Consider the following 16,770-nt stretch of genomic DNA (forward strand, 5'->3'; position numbering starts at 1 on the left):
TAGGGGTTTTGAAAAGTGAAAATTTTACAAGTATTGATATTAGGAGGGTTGATGAGTGCGGTAAGCGTGAATGCTGGAGTGATACCAAAGCATTATGAAGAAGTGCTTGAGAATGGCTTGCAGGTGGTGGTCGTGCCACTGCAAAATAAAAGCTCGGTGATTGAAGTAGATGTGATTTATAAGGTTGGCAGTCGCAATGAGGTGAAAGGGAAAAGTGGCATCGCGCATATGCTTGAGCATCTTAATTTCAAATCCACCAAAAACCTAAAGGCTGGCGAATTTGATGAGATTGTGAAAAAATTTGGCGGTGTGGATAATGCCTATACGATTTTTGACTATACAAAATACTATATAAAAACGACAAATAAGAATCTTGCAAAGTCGCTAGAGCTTTTCGCAGAAGTGATGGAAAATCTTACTTTGAGTGATGAGGAATTCCAGCCAGAACGCAATGTCGTCTTGCAAGAGCGCCTATGGCGGACGGATAATAACCCAACCGGGCTTTTGTATTTTGAGTTTTTTAACACCGCGTTTGAAAAGCACCCTTATCATTGGACGCCCATAGGATTTAAAGAAGACATACAAGCTTGGAAGCTAGAAGATATCATCGCATTTCACAGCACCTACTATCAGCCACAAAATGCCATCGTGCTAGTGAGTGGCGATGTAGAGCCAAAAGAGGTGTTTGCAAATGCGAAAAAATACTTTGGCAAGATTAAAAATACGACAGATTCTATCCCGCAGGTGGATATAAAAGAGCCAGCCCAAAACGCGCCAAAGTTTAAACAAGTGCAAAAGCAAAGCGAAGTGGAATACCTCGCGATGGGCTATAAAATCCCAAATTACCTTCATAAAGATCAAGTGGCGCTAAGCGCGATAAGTGAGATTCTAAGTAAGGGGAATTCTAGTCTTTTTCAAGTTGAGCTTATAGATAAAAAACAGCTTGCTTCAGGGATTTCAGCGTATAATATGGAGCTAAAAGATGAGGGCGTGTTTTTCATCATGGCGCTGGCTAATCAAAATGTGAGCGCAAAAACCTTGCAAAATGAGATTATAGCGATTTTAGAGCGTATCAAAAAAGGTGAGATAAGCCAAGAGGAGCTAGAAAAAGTAAAAATCTCAACAAAAGCTAGCTTTGTGTATAGCTTTGAAGATGCAGCTTCCACGGCGGGCGTGTTTGCAAACTACCTTGCGAAGGGCGATTTGAAGCCACTTTTTGAGTATGAAAGCGCGATTGAAAATCTTAGCATTGAGGAAATCGCGCGCGTGGCGCAAAAATACTTTGTCCCAGATACGCTTACAACAGCCGTGATTTATGCCAACAAAGACACAAAGAAAAGTGCAACAAACTAAAAGAGGGGAAATTGTGGAATCTACATTATTGTATGGCGCTATGAGCGCGCTTGTGACGCCTTTTTATGAAGGCAAAATCGATACGCAAACTTTTGAATCTCTTATCAAAAGGCAAATTGCTTGCGGGATGGATGCGTGCGTGCCTGTGGGGACTACGGGGGAATCCGCAACTTTAAGCCATAAAGAGCATATGGAGTGCATCGAGCTAGCCGTAAGCGTATGCAAAGGAAGCAGGATAAAGGTGCTTGCAGGTGCGGGGAGCAACGCCACAAGTGAAGCTATCGAACTAGCGCGTTTTGCGCAAAAATGTGGCGCGGATGCGATTTTGTGCGTAAGTCCATATTACAACAAACCAAGCCAAGAGGGACTTTTCGCGCATTATAAGGCGGTGGCAGATTCTGTAGATATTCCGCTTATGCTTTATAATGTCCCTTCGCGCACGGGCGTAAGCATTGAGGTTAGCACAGCGATACGACTTTTTAAAGAGGTGAGAAATATCATCGCCATCAAAGAAGCGAGCGGGTCGATGGAGCGCGTGATCGAGCTTGCGACAAATGCGCCTAGTTTTAGCGTTTTTAGCGGAGATGATGCGCTAAATTATCCCATTCTTGCAAATGGCGGCAAGGGCGTGATTTCAGTAACGGGCAATCTTTTGCCCAAAGAGATTTCAGAGCTTACACATGCTGCGTTAAATGGGGATTTACAAACAAGCCAAATGCTTAATAACAAGCTTTTTGTGATTAACAAAGCGCTTTTTTGCGAAAGCAACCCAATCCCTATAAAAGCCGCAATGTATCTTAGCGGACTTCTTAGAAGCTTAGAATACCGCCTGCCTTTAGTTGCGCCAACGAGTGAAAATCTCAAACATATAGAATCTATTTTGCAAAAATATGAGATTGCATAAAATAAATTTAAGGAGTTTTAATGAGGCTTAATCGTTTTCCCCTGCAGTATGTTTTTGGCGCGTTGTGTATTGTGTGGCTTTTTGTTTCATCGAGCGCGTATAGCGATTTTGTCGCGAATCTTATCCGAGGTGTGGGCGTGGCGCTTGTGATTGTAGGTGTGTATGGGAGGCTGTATGCGACGATTTTTATCGGCGGTATGAAAAATGAAGGCGTAGATGGCAAGAGCTTTATTGATTATGGCGCTTATAGCTTGTGTCGCAATCCGCTGTATCTTTTTTCTTTCATCGCTTTTGTTGGGATTCTCGCGCTCAAAGGGCAGATTACGCTTATTGTCATCGGCGCACTTATATATTTGTGGATTTATAGAATGACAATTTTGAGTGAAGAAGAATTTTTGGAATCAAAGTTTGGCGAGCCTTATAAGCAATTTTTGCAAAAAACTTCACGCTTTTTTCCACGCCTTAAGGGCTTCCATTGCCCAGAAAAAATCGAAGTGCGCCCAGAATTTTTGCATAAAGAAATCCGCCGCGCGCTTAATTGGTTTTTGGGCGTTGTGGCGATTTTAGCAATTGAAGTGTTGCAATATTACGAGATTTTGCCTGTATTTTGGCGTATTTATTAGGTAAAAAATAGCAATTAAAGGAAAAATTTATTACAATAGCCCGAAATTTTGCAACAAAAGAGGTTAATGATGACAAACGACCAAAACACAACGGACTTTATGAGAGGTAAAACCTTAGTTATTAGTGGCGCTACAAGGGGCATTGGCAAGGCTATCTTGTATCGCTTTGCGCAAAATGGTGTGAATGTCGCTTTCACTTATAACAAAAACGAGGAAGAGGCAAATAAGATCGCTCAAGATGTAGAAGCAAAATACAGAATCAAAGCAAAATACTACCCGCTCAATGTCCTAGAGCCTGAGCAATATGTGGAGTTGTTTAAAAAAATCGATGAAGATTTTGGACGCGTGGATTTCTTTATCTCAAATGCTATCATTTATGGTAAAAGCGTAGCGGGCGGATTTGGTCCATTTATGCGCTTGCGCCCTAAGGGATTAAATAACATCTATACAGCTACCGTGCTAGCCTTTGTCGTTGGCTCACAAGAAGCAGCAAAGAGAATGAAAGAAGTGGGTGGAGGGGCAATCGTGTCTCTAAGCTCAACAGGGAATCTTGTCTATATGCCAAACTACGCAGGACATGGGAACTCTAAAAACGCTGTGGAGACGATGGTAAAATACGCTGCCACAGAGCTAGGAGAATGGGGAATCCGCGTCAATGCTGTAAGTGGCGGACCAATTGACACGGACGCATTGCGTGCATTCCCAGACTACGCAGAAGTGCGCGCAAAGGTCGAAGAGCAATCTCCGCTTAATCGCATGGGGACACCTGAAGATTTAGCTGGTGCGGCATTTTTCCTTTGTGATTCTACGCAAAGTGCGTGGCTTACAGGACAAACGATAGTTATTGATGGTGGGACAACTTTTAAATAATTTTTTCTTATGAGAGCGCCTTTGAAAATGCGTTTTCCTGCTAGTATTTTCACCCCAAAATTTGCCGCGCTTACTGCCACAATCACCGCGCTAAGTTTGGCGGTGCTAAAGCTTATCGTTGGGATTTTAAGTGGTTCGGTGGCTGTGCTTGCAAGTGCGATAGATTCTTTGCTTGATGTGGGAATCTCAATCTTTAATTTTTTTGCGTTAAAAAAATCCGAACAGCCCGCAAATAGCGGATTTAATTATGGTTTTGGCAAGGTAGAATCCCTTGCTAGCGCATTTGAAGGCTTTGTTATTTTCCTTTCTGGGTTGTATATTTTTTATACTTCCATTCAAAAGATTTTGCAAACGCACAGCATTCACAATTTAGAATCTTCGCTTGGCGTGATGCTTTTTTCATTTTGTGCGACTTTGTTTTTGGTGGTGTTTTTGCAAATTACCGCAAAGCGCACAAATTCTCAAGTCATCAAAGCCGATGCGATGCATTATAAAATCGATTTGCTAAGCAATGGCGCGATTTTGTGCTCGCTTGGTGTGATTTATGTGAGCGGATTTGAAAAGATTGACGCGATTTTGGGGCTTCTCATTGCGCTGTATATTATGTTTAGTGCGTTTGGGCTAGTGAGAGATAGCGTGTTTTTATTGCTTGATAGAGCTATAGAGCCAGAGATTTTGGAGCGTGTGAAAGATATTTTAGACAAAGCGCCTATTACAAGCTATCACGCCCTGCGCACGCGCATTTCAGGCAATATACATTTTTTGGAAGTGCATTTGGTGTTTGATGATTCTATCGCGTTACTTAGCGCGCATAAGGTTTGCAATGCCATTGAAGAGCAGGTGCGCGCGATAAATCCAGCACTCACATGGGAGATAAACGCGCATTTAGATCCTTATGATGATTATGAAGAAGATGTGGTATTAAAATATTATTAAGGAACATGATGGAATTAGTGAGCGATTTTTTACAAGCAGAGCCTATTACAGCAGCTAAGATTTATCCGCATTTAAAGTGCGATGAGCAAGAGGCGGAGATTCTGCGGGCGTTACTGAAAGAATACTTAGAAGGCGAGGGCGATTGGAGTGTGGGCGCGTTTTTATTGAAATTTTTTCACACAAACGCAGTGCAAAACCTCGCCTTTTTGCCAAAAGTGCGCAATCTCATCGGCTTAGGATTGCTTAATCAAAGTGGCTTTGATTTTTTAGATTCTAAAGAATCTCTTTTGGAGCTTTACACCGAGCGCATTCGCTTAAGTGGCAATTTTTTTAGAATCTTAGAAGGCGCATTTGATGAGGAATTGCCAGAAATTAGCGCGTATAACGATGATTTGGAGTATTTGAAGGATCAATTTATGCGTATTGATTTATTGCATAAACTTAGCAATACAAAAACTTCAAATGCGCCCTCTCTTAGCTTTTCGCTCAAACTTTTAGATGAGCGCATTAAAGCGCGTTTGAAGCTTACTTTAAAGCGCATTTCGATTGTGAAGTTTTTGAAAGAACGCCATTTAACCCAAAAGGAGCAGATTCTCTTTTTGGCGGTTTTAAAGGAGGAGTATTCCTCAAAAGATGGCGAGCTTTTCCGCGAAAGTGGGACATTGCTAGGGCTTATTAGCGGTGATGAGTATGAGAGAATGCGTAATAGCGCGCTTTTAAGTGAAAGCTCAAAGCTTATTAGCGAGGGCTTGCTTGATTATGATGAATATATTTCAGGCTTTGGGAATATCACGCGCTCATTTTTTATCCCTCAAGAAATTTTGCAAAAAATCACCCACCCAGCAAAACAGCGCAATAAAATAAGCCTTTCATCATTAGTAAAAAGCCAAGATATTTTCGAGCTTTTAGAGCCAAAGCAAGGGCTAGATTCTGTTGTGTTGCATGAAAGCACAAGAGAGACGCTCAATCACCTGCTAGCGCAAGTCGATACGCGCGTGGCAAAGCTTTTAAAACAATGGGGCATAAAGCAAAAGCGCAGTATTGAAGCAAAGATTTTGCTTTATGGACCGCCGGGCACGGGCAAAACGCTAAGTGCGCTAGCTCTTGCAAAAAGCCTTAAAAAAGAGGTGCTAAGCTTTGATTGCTCAAAGATTCTCTCTATGTATGTGGGGGAATCTGAAAAAAATGTGCGTCAAATTTTTGACACTTATAAGGACATTTGCAAAAAAACCAAAAATGAGCCAATACTTTTGCTTGATGAAGCTGATCAATTTCTTTCCTCGCGTGCAAATGCCACAAGTAGCGCGGATAAAATGCATAACCAAATGCAAAATATTTTTTTAGAGCAGATTGAACGCTTTGAAGGCATTATCATTGCGACGACAAACTTAATTGAAAGCTTTGATAGTGCGTTTTCAAGGCGCTTTAACTACAAGATAGAATTTAAGCGTCCAAATTTTTCCCAACGCCAAAAATTGTGGAAATCCTTGCTTCCGCGCAATATTAGCCTTGCAGATTCTAAGCAAGCGCTTATTGACACGCTAAGTGAGTATGATTTAAGTGGTGCGCAAATTAAACTTGTGATTAAAAACACCGCCTACAAAGTCGCCACAAGGGAGAATCCAACCTTTAGCATTGAGGATTTTAAAGAGGAGATTAAAAAAGAGCAGAGCGGGAACTTTGATGGAAGCAAAAATGTAGGATTTATAAGGAGGTAGCATGCTTGATATTTATCCGGCTATTGATTTGAAAGAAGGCAAGGCGGTGCGACTTTTCAAAGGTGAAATGCAAAGCGCGAAAATCTATGGTTCACCGCTAGAATTTGCCAAAAAGTTTGAAGAAATGGGCGCAAAGTGGCTGCATATCGTGGATTTAGATGGTGCGTTTAAAGGTGCACCGAGTAATATGCAAAGTATCAAGGAGATTCTCTCTCATACAAAACTTCAAATCCAGCTAGGCGGGGGAATCCGCGATGAGGAAACAATCTTAAAATATAGAGATTTAGGCGTTACGCGCGTGATTTTGGGCTCGGTAGCGTTAAAAAATAGGGATTTTGCGCTTACAATGGCGCAAAAATATCGCGTAGCCATAGGCATTGATGCGCGCGATGGGAAAGTTGCGGTTGAGGGCTGGGCGCAAAGTGGCGAAGTAGAGGCGCTGGAATTTGCCAAAGAGTTTCAAAATAGCGGAGTGGAGGCGATTATTTGCACAGATATTTCGCGTGATGGCGCGCTAAGCGGGATTAATGTCGCTTTCACTCAAGCAATCGCGCAAAATAGCGGAATCTACACCATCGCAAGCGGTGGATTTGCCAACCAAAGCGAGCTAGAGACTTTAGCGCAAAATGAGTTTATTAGTGGGGTGATTATTGGCAAGGCGTTTTATGAGGGCAAAATTGATTTGCAAAACTCGCTAAAGAATTTTCAAAAAGCATAAGGGATTAAAGCAATTATAAATTAAGTGTGGTAAAATTCTAAACTTTTTGTCGATTTTGGAAAAATATTTTGTAAGGAGAATACATTGAAATTGCTTGTAGTTGATGACAGCTCCACAATGAGAAGGATTATAAAGAATACATTGCAGAGGTTGGGCTATGAGGATATTCTAGAAGCTGAGCACGGCGTAGAAGCATGGGGGATACTCGATACTACCGGCGGGATAAATGTGCTTATCACAGACTGGAATATGCCTGAAATGAATGGGCTTGACTTGGTGAAAAAAGTGCGCGCAGATGAGCGCTATAAAGATATTCCTATCATTATGGTAACAACTGAAGGCGGTAAGGCTGAGGTTATCACCGCGCTTAAAGCTGGCGTAAATAATTACATTGTGAAGCCTTTCACACCGCAAGTTTTGAAAGAAAAGCTTGAAGTCGTGCTTGGCGTGAATGAGGGCTAATACATTTCCCTAGGCTTAAAAGCGCGCTTTTAAGCCACTAACTTCTAAAAATAATGCAAAACTCTTATTTTGAACTTATCCTTTATCCAAATACCCAGCCTGAAGTTTTTTCGCAAATGGTTGGGGAATTTCTCGCACAAATTTATATGTCAGATTCTAAAAATTTAGATGATATGGTGGATTCTTGCGCGCAAGATTGTGATTTTTCAAGCTATCCTTGTGAGTTTGTGGATTCTCAAAGTGTTTTTGATTATGCAATCCCTAAAGAAAAATGGCGCATTATTGGGAATCCTAATCTGCAAGAGATTGAATCGCGCCAAAAAACAAAGATTATTTTTGCCATTCCAGAGACAACAGCACAGGGGCAAAAAACCTCTGATATTCTAAATACAATAGAATCTCACTTAAAGCAAACTTGTGAGATTCTATCTGCGCGCTTGCAAGAGCAAATAGGGCTAGCCTATGCTTTGCAGGAGAAAAAAAATAAGGATTGGCTACAGACTTATAAGGATTCCATCACGCCCATTGATTGCGGGAAGTTTCACATTACGCCATCTTGGCATTTTAACGCAGAATCTAGCAAGGGGCGTATCCCTATTATCATCGATCCAGCCCTTGCTTTTGGCTCGGGACATCACGCAAGCACGGCTCTATGCTTGGAGCTTTTAAGCACGCTAGAGCTTGAGGGTAAAAATGTCCTTGATGTGGGTTGCGGGAGCGGGATTTTAAGCATTGCAAGTGCGAAGCTTGGCGCAAATGTGCTTGCTTGCGATACGGATTCTCTAAGTATCGAGCAAACAGAGCTTAATATGCAAAAAAATAACACCACCTGCACTCTCATTCATGGTAGCCTAAATAAAATCCCAGCGCAGCCTCAAGATGTCATCATCGCAAATATCACCGCACTTGTGCTAAAGAGCCTTTATAAGGACTTTCTGCTGCATTTACCTAAAAATGGAATCCTTATCATTTCTGGAATCTTAGCAGAATACAAAAATGATATAATTGCGTGTTTTAATAGAGGTTTTGCGATATTACAGACTTTAGAGCGCGATGAATGGGTGGCGTTTAAAATGCAAAAACTTTGAGAAGGGCAATTAGGGAGCAAAATAAGGAGCAAAATTAAGGAGATAGAATGCAAGAAAATCAAAATAACAATAAAAAACCATTTAAACAGAATCCATTTTTAACTTTCGCACTTTTAGTTATCGGCTTAATGATTGTGTTTAAGTTTTTTTCTCCTTCAGGGGATCTTTTGAGTGAGCGCTTGGGTGGAAGTGCGATAAATAGAGAAGTGAGCTATTATGAGCTAAAACAGCTTATTAAAAATAAAGAGGTGGATTCTGTAAGTATCGGACAGACGATTATTAAGGCGGTGTCTTCAAGCAGTTCGCCAAAGATTCTCTATGTGGCAAAGCGCGTGGCTGACCCAAATCTCACCGCGCTTTTAGATGAAAAGCGTATCGAATATAGCGGCTTTAGTGAATCTAACTTTTTCACAGATATGATTAATATGCTTTTGCCAATTTTCATCATCATTGCTATTTGGCTTTTCATCGCTAGCAGAATGCAAAAGTCCATGGGTGGCGGAATGTTTGGCATCGGAAGCTCAAAAAAGCTCGTAAATGCTGAAAAGCCAAAAGTGAGCTTTGATGATATGGCGGGGAATGAAGAGGGAAAAGAAGAGGGTGTGGGGATTGTGGGTTTTTTCAAATATCCTGAGCGCTACGCTGCTGTAGGGGCGAAGATCCCAAAAGGTGTGCTTTTAGTAGGACCACCGGGCACAGGTAAAACGCTTCTTGCAAAGGCTGTGGCAGGAGAAGCGAATGTGCCGTTTTTCTCAATGAGCGGAAGTAGCTTTATTGAAATGTTTGTAGGCTTAGGTGCAAGCAGGGTGCGTGATTTGTTTGAAATGGCAAAAAAAGAAGCACCGAGCATTATTTTCATCGATGAAATTGATGCAATCGGAAAAAGCCGTGCCGCCGGTGGTATGGTGGGTGGCAATGATGAAAGGGAGCAAACGCTTAATCAGCTTTTGGCTGAAATGGACGGCTTTGGCTCTGAAAATGCCCCTGTCATCGTGCTAGCCGCTACCAACCGCCCAGAAGTGCTAGATCCAGCGCTTTTGCGCCCGGGACGCTTTGATAGGCAGGTGCTTGTTGATGCGCCAGATTTCAATGGACGCGTGGAGATTCTCAAAGTGCATATCAAAAATGTCAGCCTCGCGCGCGATGTGGATTTGCAAGAAATTGCGAAATTTAGCGCAGGGCTTGCGGGCGCGGATTTGGCAAATATCGTCAATGAAGCAGCGCTATTAGCAGGGCGTGAGAATAAAAAAGAAGTCTCACAAAAGCACTTCAAAGAGGCGATGGAGCGCACGATGATAGGCTTAGAGAAAAAATCTCGCAGAATCTCGCCAAAAGAAAAAGAAATCGTCGCCTACCATGAAAGCGGGCATGCGCTGATGGGTGAGCTCACAGAGGGTGCAAATCGCGTGAATAAGGTTTCAATCATTCCGCGCGGAATGGGTGCTTTGGGTTACACACTTCACACACCAGAGGAAAACAAGCATTTACAACAACGCCATGAGATGATAGCTGAAATCGATGTCTTGCTTGGCGGGCGTAGTGCGGAGGAAGTCTTTTTGGGCGAAATCTCAAATGGTGCGTCTGATGACTTGCGCCGTGCGACAGGCATTATCAAAAATATGATTGTGTATTATGGAATGAGCGATGTAAGCGGGCTTATGGTGCTAGATGATTACACAAGACGCAGTAATTTCCTAGGTGGCGGTGGCTCTGCGCGTGAGTTTAGCGAAGAGACTGCGCGCAAAATGGATACTTACATTCAAAAAATGCTTAATGAGCGCCATGAGCATGTCAAAAAGACGCTTGAGCTGTATAGAGGCGCGATTGAGGCGATGGCAAAGGAATTGCTCGAAAAAGAAGTAATTGATGGATCGCTTGTGCGTGAGATCATAGAAAACTACGAAAAAGAGCAAGGTATGCAATCGCGTCTCGTGCCTTTGCAGGCGCAAGAGGACTAGAGGGCAAGAGTTAAAAAAAGCTAGAAAAAGGAGGCTTAAAAATGAATGCAAATATCCAAATTATTGCAAAAGAAGGTTGGTTTGGCGCGATTGTGCTAGGGGCGCTGTTTTTGGTATGTGTGTTTTTTGAGTGGGAAGTTTTGGGCGTGATTTTTTTGCTAGCTTTTGTGTTATGGCTTTTTATGTTTCGCAATCCAGAACGCATTGCAAAAAACCAACCTAAAGCTTTCCTTTCCCCGGTAGATGGTATTGTGCGCCATATTGATATTTTAGAAGAAAATGTATGCGTGCAGATTTACACGCGCTTTTTTGATGTGGGTGTGGTGCGCGCACCTAGCGATATTTTGCACGCTAGTTTGAAAAAAGTTGGCGGACTTACGCTTTGCTTTGCAGATTCTGATAAAAAGCGTATGTTAAATGCTTCTTTTAGTCTTGCGTGGAAAGATAAACAAGATTTTCGCCTTGAGTTTTTCCCAGAATTTTTTAGTAATTCTAGAATCTATGCAGATTCTAACCTCGCAAGTGGCGAGCGTCTAGGCTTTATGAAAAAAGGACTTACAAAAATCTATTTGCCAAAAAGCGCGGAACTAAAGGTAAGCATAGGCGACAAAGTCAGCGCGTGCAATAGCGTGATAGGAGAGCTATAAAGATGAAAATAAGCCCTCTTTATATCCTTCCTAATCTTTTCACCGCAGGCAGTATTTTCCTTGGAATCTTAAGTATAATGGCAGCTTCAAAGGGGCTGTATAGCTTTGCTTGCTGGTTTATTGTGGTTTCGATGCTTTTAGATGGGCTAGATGGGCGCGTGGCGCGACTTACGAATACTTCGAGTAAGTTTGGCGTGGAGTTTGATTCTCTAGCGGATATTGTGGCTTTTGGCGTGGCACCTTCAATTTTGCTGTATTTTTATGTCGGCTCTAGCTTTTCGCGCATAGGCGAGGTGACTTCTGCGTTTTTTGTGATTTTTGGCGCGATTAGACTAGCGCGCTTTAATATCACAACTTCTAGCGAGCCAAATTTTTTCATCGGCTTGCCAATCCCTTCAGCAGCGATTTTTGTCGTGTTGTGGATTTTGGTAGATTTGGAACATAAGATTTTTTTAGAATACAAATACTTGCTTCTTTTGGGCGCATTTATCGTCAGTATCTTAATGGTAAGCAATGTGCGCTACCCGAGCTTTAAAAAAATGCAGTGGAATCTCAAATCTTTCATCGTGCTACTTATTCTGATAGGAATCGTGCTTATTGAGCCTGTGGAGGTGCTTTGCGCGCTGATGAGCTTGTATGTGCTGTATGGGGTTTTGCGTTGGCTTGTATTAAGGGTTAGAATCTTGCTAAAATTAAGCAGTTAGGATTTTATAAGGATTACGGTTTGGTAGATAGTAGCTATGCACAACTCACACAAAAGCAAAGAGAAGAAATTGTCGCATTAAAAGAGAGGCTAGATTCTCTCCAAGAGCTACTTTCTCAAAAAGAGCGCGAAATCACCACGCTCACAAATTACACAAAAGAGCTAGAAGAGCGCAACGATGGGCTTGTCGCTACGCTTAAAAATAGAGAATCTGCGCTCAAGCAAATTGAAAAAAGCACAGAAATTTTTGGCGTGGAACTTGATGAGCTATTAAATATTCTTTTTTCTTTGCAAAATCAGGGCACAAAAGCCAAAGATTCTGAATCTTTTATCCAATCTGTCCAATTTAACGAGGATAAAGAGCTATTATTTGGGCTTAATATCGCAAATGACTTCATCGAGCAAAACTCCTACCAGACGATAAAATACTATCTTTTCAACCTTGATTGCAAGTTTTCTCAAACCTTTGATTTGCTCAATCTCCACCCACAAAGCAAAAGCGATCTTATTTTGATTGGTGAGACTTTTAGCTCCTTTGCGCGTTTGGAAGCCTATAAGCGCAACGAAGGCTTAAGAGGCGTTGTTGAAATTTTGCCCGCAGATATGCTTAATCCCGTGCAGGTGCGCTATTATGGGAATTTGGACTTGAGAGAATATTTTGATTTATTTGTGCAAAACTACAGCAAAAACTAGGCTTTATACGCTAAAAATGGATTTTTTCAAAGGACATTAGGAGAATCTATGCAAGAGAGAGAAAAATTTTTTTATATCGCTTTTGCGCTGTGTTTGGTTGGCTGGGTGTATTTGGGCTGGGGCTTTTTGCTTTTCCCGCTTAGTCTTTTTTTTGCGCTGTATTCAAGGGTGGTAAATCTCGCATTTTGGGCGCTTGTATTTGCGGATATTGCGGGATTTAGCACTTCGATTTATGCGCTATCGATGAAATTTTTTGGCGCAGTGGTGTAAATTTTAAAGTCGAATTCTAAACCGCACGAGCCAAAGAAAAGTATAATTTAAGAGAAAAAACATTATAATCCACGCCTTGATTCTATAAAAATAATATAAGGAAAGCAATGAGAACTTTTAATTATACGCCCCCCCCCCCTATTCCTTGCTAAAAAATACTCGCATCTTTTAAATCAACTTTTTTCTTTTTTTCACTCTTTTTTATTTTTTACAAAACCTGCGCGCACGCATTCACGCGCGCAAATTTTTTTCTACAGTTTTTTAAATCTATACAAATCTGATGCTTTTCGTTTTACACAAATATTTATCCCCCCCCCCTCATTTATTGAGAATCTACCAAAAGGACTTTGTTAAGCTAAAGTTGATTTATCTTAGCAGAGTCCTTTGCTCTGGACTCTAAAAAATTTAAAAAAGGAGAAAAATGAGCAGGCATTTAGAATTAGCATTTATTGCTATGTTGGCATTAGTAAGTGGCTTGTTTGCAGAAAACGAGCAGAAAACAGAAACAAATAAAAGCACTTGGGATGCTAATTCAAGTCGTGTTGTTGAAATGAGTGATGAGGAATGGGCAAATGAAGGTAAAAAACTTCAGAAAGCCGCAGAGGATTTGCAAGCACAAACTTTGCGCGTGCAAGAGCAAACACAATATGTGCAAATTGGCAATACACGCCGATGGATTGAGCGCAGAGGTGGCTGGGGGATAGCGGCTGACTTTGATTTTGCTTTAGATGTTTTTACCTACAAGGTTGGTGGTGGCACATTGGCGGATAGTATGTTTCAAGTTGGACCAAGAATTGGTGTTGCTAAAAGATTCCAAAACATTGAACTTCGTGCTTTAACAGGAGCTGGATTTACAGCAGGCGACATAACATCATTTTATGTGCCTTTTGGTGTTGAAGTTGGATATGCTGATAGCACAAAAGAAAATCCTTCAACTGTTATAGGCTTAAGCTATACTTATTCTCCGCAGTTTTCAAAAACAGAACTTTATGTAGCTTTTTATATAGGTAAAATGGCACTTAAGTTTGGCTATGGTTTTGGCGGTATCAATGTGGAAGTGCCTACAAATCTTAGCGGTGGCAAAGAAAAAGTAATGATTGATGCTGATGGAATTTATACTATAGGATTTAGTGCCCCTGTAACATTCCCTCTTTAAAAACAAAGTTTCCGCTTTTTAGCGGGGACTTACTTTTTTTCTTAAATAATATTTTCCACTTAAAATTATTAAAATCATAGAATCCTAAAACTTTGCCAAATGTAGTTTATTGTGTAGATTGTAGTAAATAGCAGTAATGGCGGACAGGGAGGGATTCGAACCCTCGATAACCTTGCGGCTATGCGTCCTTAGCAGGGACGTGGTTTCAGCCAACTCACCCACCGGTCCAAAGAATCTAAAAGCCTTTAAGCCTTAAAAGGGCGCAATTCTAACTTAGAAAACATAAAATACCGCTTAACGCAACGCAAATATTTCACCCCCGCGCATTTAGCGAGGCTCAAAAATCTCTCAAGCGCAAAAATCTTTCAAGCAAAAGTATGCTAGAATGCGGGCTTCAAACTTTTTGCAAGGAATAGGACATGAAAAATTACGCGTTTATTTTCCCCGGGCAAGGCTCGCAGGCTGTGGGTATGGGGAAGGAATTTTATGAAAATTTCTCTTTGGCAAAGGAGCTTTTCGAGCAGGCTTCAGATTCTCTAAGTTTGGACTTCAAAAGTCTGCTTTTTGAGGAAAATGAGAATCTCAATCTCACGCCCTACACGCAACCAGCGATTTTTCTTGTGAGCGCGATTGCGTTAGAGATTTTTAAGCAAGAATGCGATGTGCGCGCTAAAATTGCGCTCGGGCATTCTTTGGGCGAAGTGAGCGCGTTTAGCCTAAGTGGTGGCGTGAGCTTTGCAAATGCGATAAGGCTTACGCACAAGCGCGGACTATTGATGACAAAGGCGTGCGAGGGGCAAGATGCGGGAATGATGGTTGTCGTTGGGCTAGAAGATGGCGCTGTGGAGGCATTTTGTAAAGAGCGACAGAGTGAGGGCAAAAAAATATGGTGCGCTAACTACAATGGCGATGGGCAAATTGTGTTGGCAGGCAAAAAAAGCGATTTAGCCGACATTGAGGGTGCGATCAAAGCCCTAGGCGCAAAACGCGCGCTTTTGCTCCCAATGTCTGTGGCAAGCCACTGCCCGATGCTAGAATCTATCCTGCCAGAATTTGACGCACTTTTGCATTCGCTAATAGAGGGCGATTCTAGCGTGCCGATTGTCTCAAATGCGAGTTTGCAAACCTACACAAGCAAGCAAGATGCGCTAACACGCCTAAGTAGCCAGCTCACTCAGCCTGTGCTCTATAAACAATCAATCATTAAGGTGGATTCTCAAATCGATGGTTTCATCGAGTTTGGACATGGCAATGTGCTAAAGGGCTTAAACAAGCGCCTAAGCCAAAAGCCAACGCTCAATGTCTCAAACCCCGCCACGCTTAAAGAATGTATGCAATCTTTGCAAAATTCCTAAAAATTCTCAAAGGAGGGCAGTATGAAAATAGGCATTATCGGGGCGATGATAGAGGAAGTCACGCCGCTTGTGGAGTTTTTTAAAAATCAAGGCTACCAAATCGAGGAAATCGCGCTAGGCGGGAATGTGTTCCACAAAATCACCATACAAGACGACACACTTTTTATCGCCTATAGCAAGATTGGCAAGGTGCATGCGGCAATCACGGCAAGCGTGATGATAGCGCGCTTTGAATGCGAGCGCATTATCTTTACAGGCGTAGCTGGCGGGCTAGATTCTAGGCTTAAGGTCGGCGATTTACTCATCGCCACAAAGCTCGCGCAACATGATGTGGATATCACCGCCTTTGGGCATCCGCTAGGATTTATCCCAGAAAGCGCGGTGTATATTGAAGCCGATAGCGCGCTAAATAGCATCGCAAAAAAAGTCGCCCAAAAGCTTAATAAACCGCTGATGGAGGGAATCATCGCATCAGGCGATCAGTTTATTTGTGATGAGACAAAAAAGCAGTGGATTATCCAAAATTTTCATGCAAGCGCGGTAGAGATGGAGGGCGCGAGCGTGGCGGTGGTGTGTAATGCTTTTAAGATTCCATTTTGCATTTTGCGCTCAATCAGCGATAGTGCCGATGGGAGCGCGGATGTGAGCTTTGATGAGTTTTTAGAGGAAGCAGCGAGGGTGAGCGCGCAATTTAGCATCGAGATTCTCAAAGAATTAGGAGTGAAGATTTGAGTAAGCTAGAATCTATTATTTTCATCCGCCACGCGCAAAGCGAGGACAGAGCAGAGTTTGCAAGAGCTCATAAAGGACGCAGTGACAGCGCGCGCCCACTTAGCAAGGTTGGTAAAAAGCAAAGTAAGCAAATCGCGCACTTTATGAAAAAATATCTTGCCAATCCTGCGTATAAAGTCGATAAAATCATCTCTTCGCCCGCTAAGCGCACATTGCAAACAATTAAGCCGCTTAAAAAGCGCGTGAAGATTGCATTTGAAACAAGTTCAAAAATCGCACCAGATTGCGGGCTAAAAGGCTACCTTGAGATTTTAGATTCTCTTGCAAAGTGCCAAAGCGTGCTATTTGTCGGGCATCAGCCAGATATACAATCTTGCATAGCATATCTCACAAACAGCGCGCAAATCCAAGTGCAAAAAGGCGCGATTATCAAGCTTATGCGCAAAAGCCAGACGCAGGGCTTGCAAAATTGCTTTGAAATCGCACTTCTCCTTCCACCGGAAAATCTTTAGAATCAAAAGGAATTTCAGTTACGCGCAAGCGTAACCCTTTAAAAGCGTCGTTGGGGGTGGGGGATTGATAAG

The 16,770-nt window shown here is 42.1% G+C and carries 18 protein-coding genes and 1 tRNA gene; 18 read left to right on the forward strand and 1 reads right to left on the reverse strand.

Going from position 1 to position 16,770, the window contains the following annotated elements; translation table 11 throughout:
- Nucleotides 1-51: 51 nt before the first annotated feature.
- From CQA49_RS07665 to CQA49_RS07735, 15 genes are all read left to right on the forward strand, one after another.
- A complete protein-coding gene (locus CQA49_RS07665) occupies nt 52-1,353 on the forward strand; it encodes a pitrilysin family protein (protein WP_115575384.1) in 1,302 nt (433 codons plus the stop codon).
- Nucleotides 1,354-1,393: 40 nt separating this feature from the next.
- A complete protein-coding gene (dapA, locus tag CQA49_RS07670) occupies nt 1,394-2,257 on the forward strand; it encodes a 4-hydroxy-tetrahydrodipicolinate synthase (protein WP_258864270.1) in 864 nt (287 codons plus the stop codon).
- A 20-nt stretch (nt 2,258-2,277) separates the two neighbouring features.
- Nucleotides 2,278-2,880, forward strand: coding sequence for an isoprenylcysteine carboxylmethyltransferase family protein (locus tag CQA49_RS07675; protein WP_115575386.1), 603 nt, complete (start codon nt 2,278-2,280; stop codon nt 2,878-2,880).
- Between the two features lie 69 nt (nt 2,881-2,949).
- Nucleotides 2,950-3,750: an enoyl-ACP reductase gene (locus CQA49_RS07680; protein ID WP_115575387.1), complete on the forward strand. Its 801-nt coding sequence runs from the start codon at nt 2,950-2,952 to the stop codon at nt 3,748-3,750.
- Between the two features lie 27 nt (nt 3,751-3,777).
- On the forward strand, nt 3,778-4,686 hold the full coding sequence (locus CQA49_RS07685; RefSeq protein ID WP_258864271.1) for a cation diffusion facilitator family transporter: 909 nt from the start codon (nt 3,778-3,780) through the stop codon (nt 4,684-4,686).
- Nucleotides 4,687-4,694: 8 nt separating this feature from the next.
- Nucleotides 4,695-6,404 (forward strand): ATP-binding protein, encoded by a 1,710-nt coding sequence (locus CQA49_RS07690; protein WP_115575388.1) that lies wholly within the window; start codon nt 4,695-4,697, stop codon nt 6,402-6,404.
- A 1-nt stretch (nt 6,405) separates the two neighbouring features.
- Nucleotides 6,406-7,122, forward strand: a complete 717-nt coding sequence (hisA, locus tag CQA49_RS07695) for a 1-(5-phosphoribosyl)-5-[(5-phosphoribosylamino)methylideneamino]imidazole-4-carboxamide isomerase (RefSeq protein WP_115575389.1) — start codon at nt 6,406-6,408, stop codon at nt 7,120-7,122.
- Between the two features lie 84 nt (nt 7,123-7,206).
- Nucleotides 7,207-7,584: a chemotaxis response regulator CheY gene (locus CQA49_RS07700; protein WP_066386720.1), complete on the forward strand. Its 378-nt coding sequence runs from the start codon at nt 7,207-7,209 to the stop codon at nt 7,582-7,584.
- Between the two features lie 53 nt (nt 7,585-7,637).
- Nucleotides 7,638-8,672, forward strand: coding sequence for a 50S ribosomal protein L11 methyltransferase (gene prmA / locus CQA49_RS07705; RefSeq protein ID WP_115575390.1), 1,035 nt, complete (start codon nt 7,638-7,640; stop codon nt 8,670-8,672).
- 47 nt (nt 8,673-8,719) lie between these two features.
- Nucleotides 8,720-10,630: an ATP-dependent zinc metalloprotease FtsH gene (gene ftsH / locus CQA49_RS07710; protein ID WP_115575391.1), complete on the forward strand. Its 1,911-nt coding sequence runs from the start codon at nt 8,720-8,722 to the stop codon at nt 10,628-10,630.
- 41 nt (nt 10,631-10,671) lie between these two features.
- Nucleotides 10,672-11,277 (forward strand): phosphatidylserine decarboxylase, encoded by a 606-nt coding sequence (locus CQA49_RS07715; RefSeq protein WP_115575392.1) that lies wholly within the window; start codon nt 10,672-10,674, stop codon nt 11,275-11,277.
- Between the two features lie 2 nt (nt 11,278-11,279).
- Complete coding sequence (gene pssA, locus CQA49_RS07720; protein ID WP_115575393.1) at nt 11,280-11,981, forward strand: CDP-diacylglycerol--serine O-phosphatidyltransferase; 702 nt, start codon at nt 11,280-11,282, stop codon at nt 11,979-11,981.
- Between the two features lie 20 nt (nt 11,982-12,001).
- Nucleotides 12,002-12,673, forward strand: a complete 672-nt coding sequence (locus CQA49_RS07725; RefSeq protein WP_115575394.1) for a hypothetical protein — start codon at nt 12,002-12,004, stop codon at nt 12,671-12,673.
- Nucleotides 12,674-12,721: 48 nt separating this feature from the next.
- Nucleotides 12,722-12,943, forward strand: coding sequence for a hypothetical protein (locus tag CQA49_RS07730; RefSeq protein ID WP_115575395.1), 222 nt, complete (start codon nt 12,722-12,724; stop codon nt 12,941-12,943).
- A 421-nt stretch (nt 12,944-13,364) separates the two neighbouring features.
- Entirely contained in the window at nt 13,365-14,099 is a 735-nt protein-coding gene (locus CQA49_RS07735) for a hypothetical protein (protein ID WP_115575396.1), read from the forward strand.
- Between the two features lie 137 nt (nt 14,100-14,236).
- Here CQA49_RS07735 and CQA49_RS07740 read toward each other — a convergent pair.
- Nucleotides 14,237-14,327 (reverse strand) — tRNA-Ser (locus CQA49_RS07740).
- A 191-nt stretch (nt 14,328-14,518) separates the two neighbouring features.
- On the opposite strand from CQA49_RS07740, the gene fabD reads away from it, so the two are divergent.
- From fabD to CQA49_RS07755, 3 genes are read left to right on the forward strand one after another with little or no spacing between them, the layout of a single operon-like run.
- Complete coding sequence (gene fabD / locus CQA49_RS07745) at nt 14,519-15,454, forward strand: ACP S-malonyltransferase (protein WP_115575397.1); 936 nt, start codon at nt 14,519-14,521, stop codon at nt 15,452-15,454.
- Between the two features lie 21 nt (nt 15,455-15,475).
- Nucleotides 15,476-16,186 (forward strand): 5'-methylthioadenosine/adenosylhomocysteine nucleosidase, encoded by a 711-nt coding sequence (locus CQA49_RS07750; protein ID WP_115575398.1) that lies wholly within the window; start codon nt 15,476-15,478, stop codon nt 16,184-16,186.
- Nucleotides 16,183-16,698 (forward strand): histidine phosphatase family protein, encoded by a 516-nt coding sequence (locus CQA49_RS07755; protein WP_181882640.1) that lies wholly within the window; start codon nt 16,183-16,185, stop codon nt 16,696-16,698. Before CQA49_RS07750 ends, CQA49_RS07755 begins: the two co-directional genes overlap by 4 nt.
- The last annotated feature ends 72 nt before the right edge of the window (nt 16,699-16,770 follow it).

It is taken from the genome of Helicobacter sp. MIT 00-7814 (assembly GCF_003364115.1).
GTDB lineage: Bacteria > Campylobacterota > Campylobacteria > Campylobacterales > Helicobacteraceae > Helicobacter_F.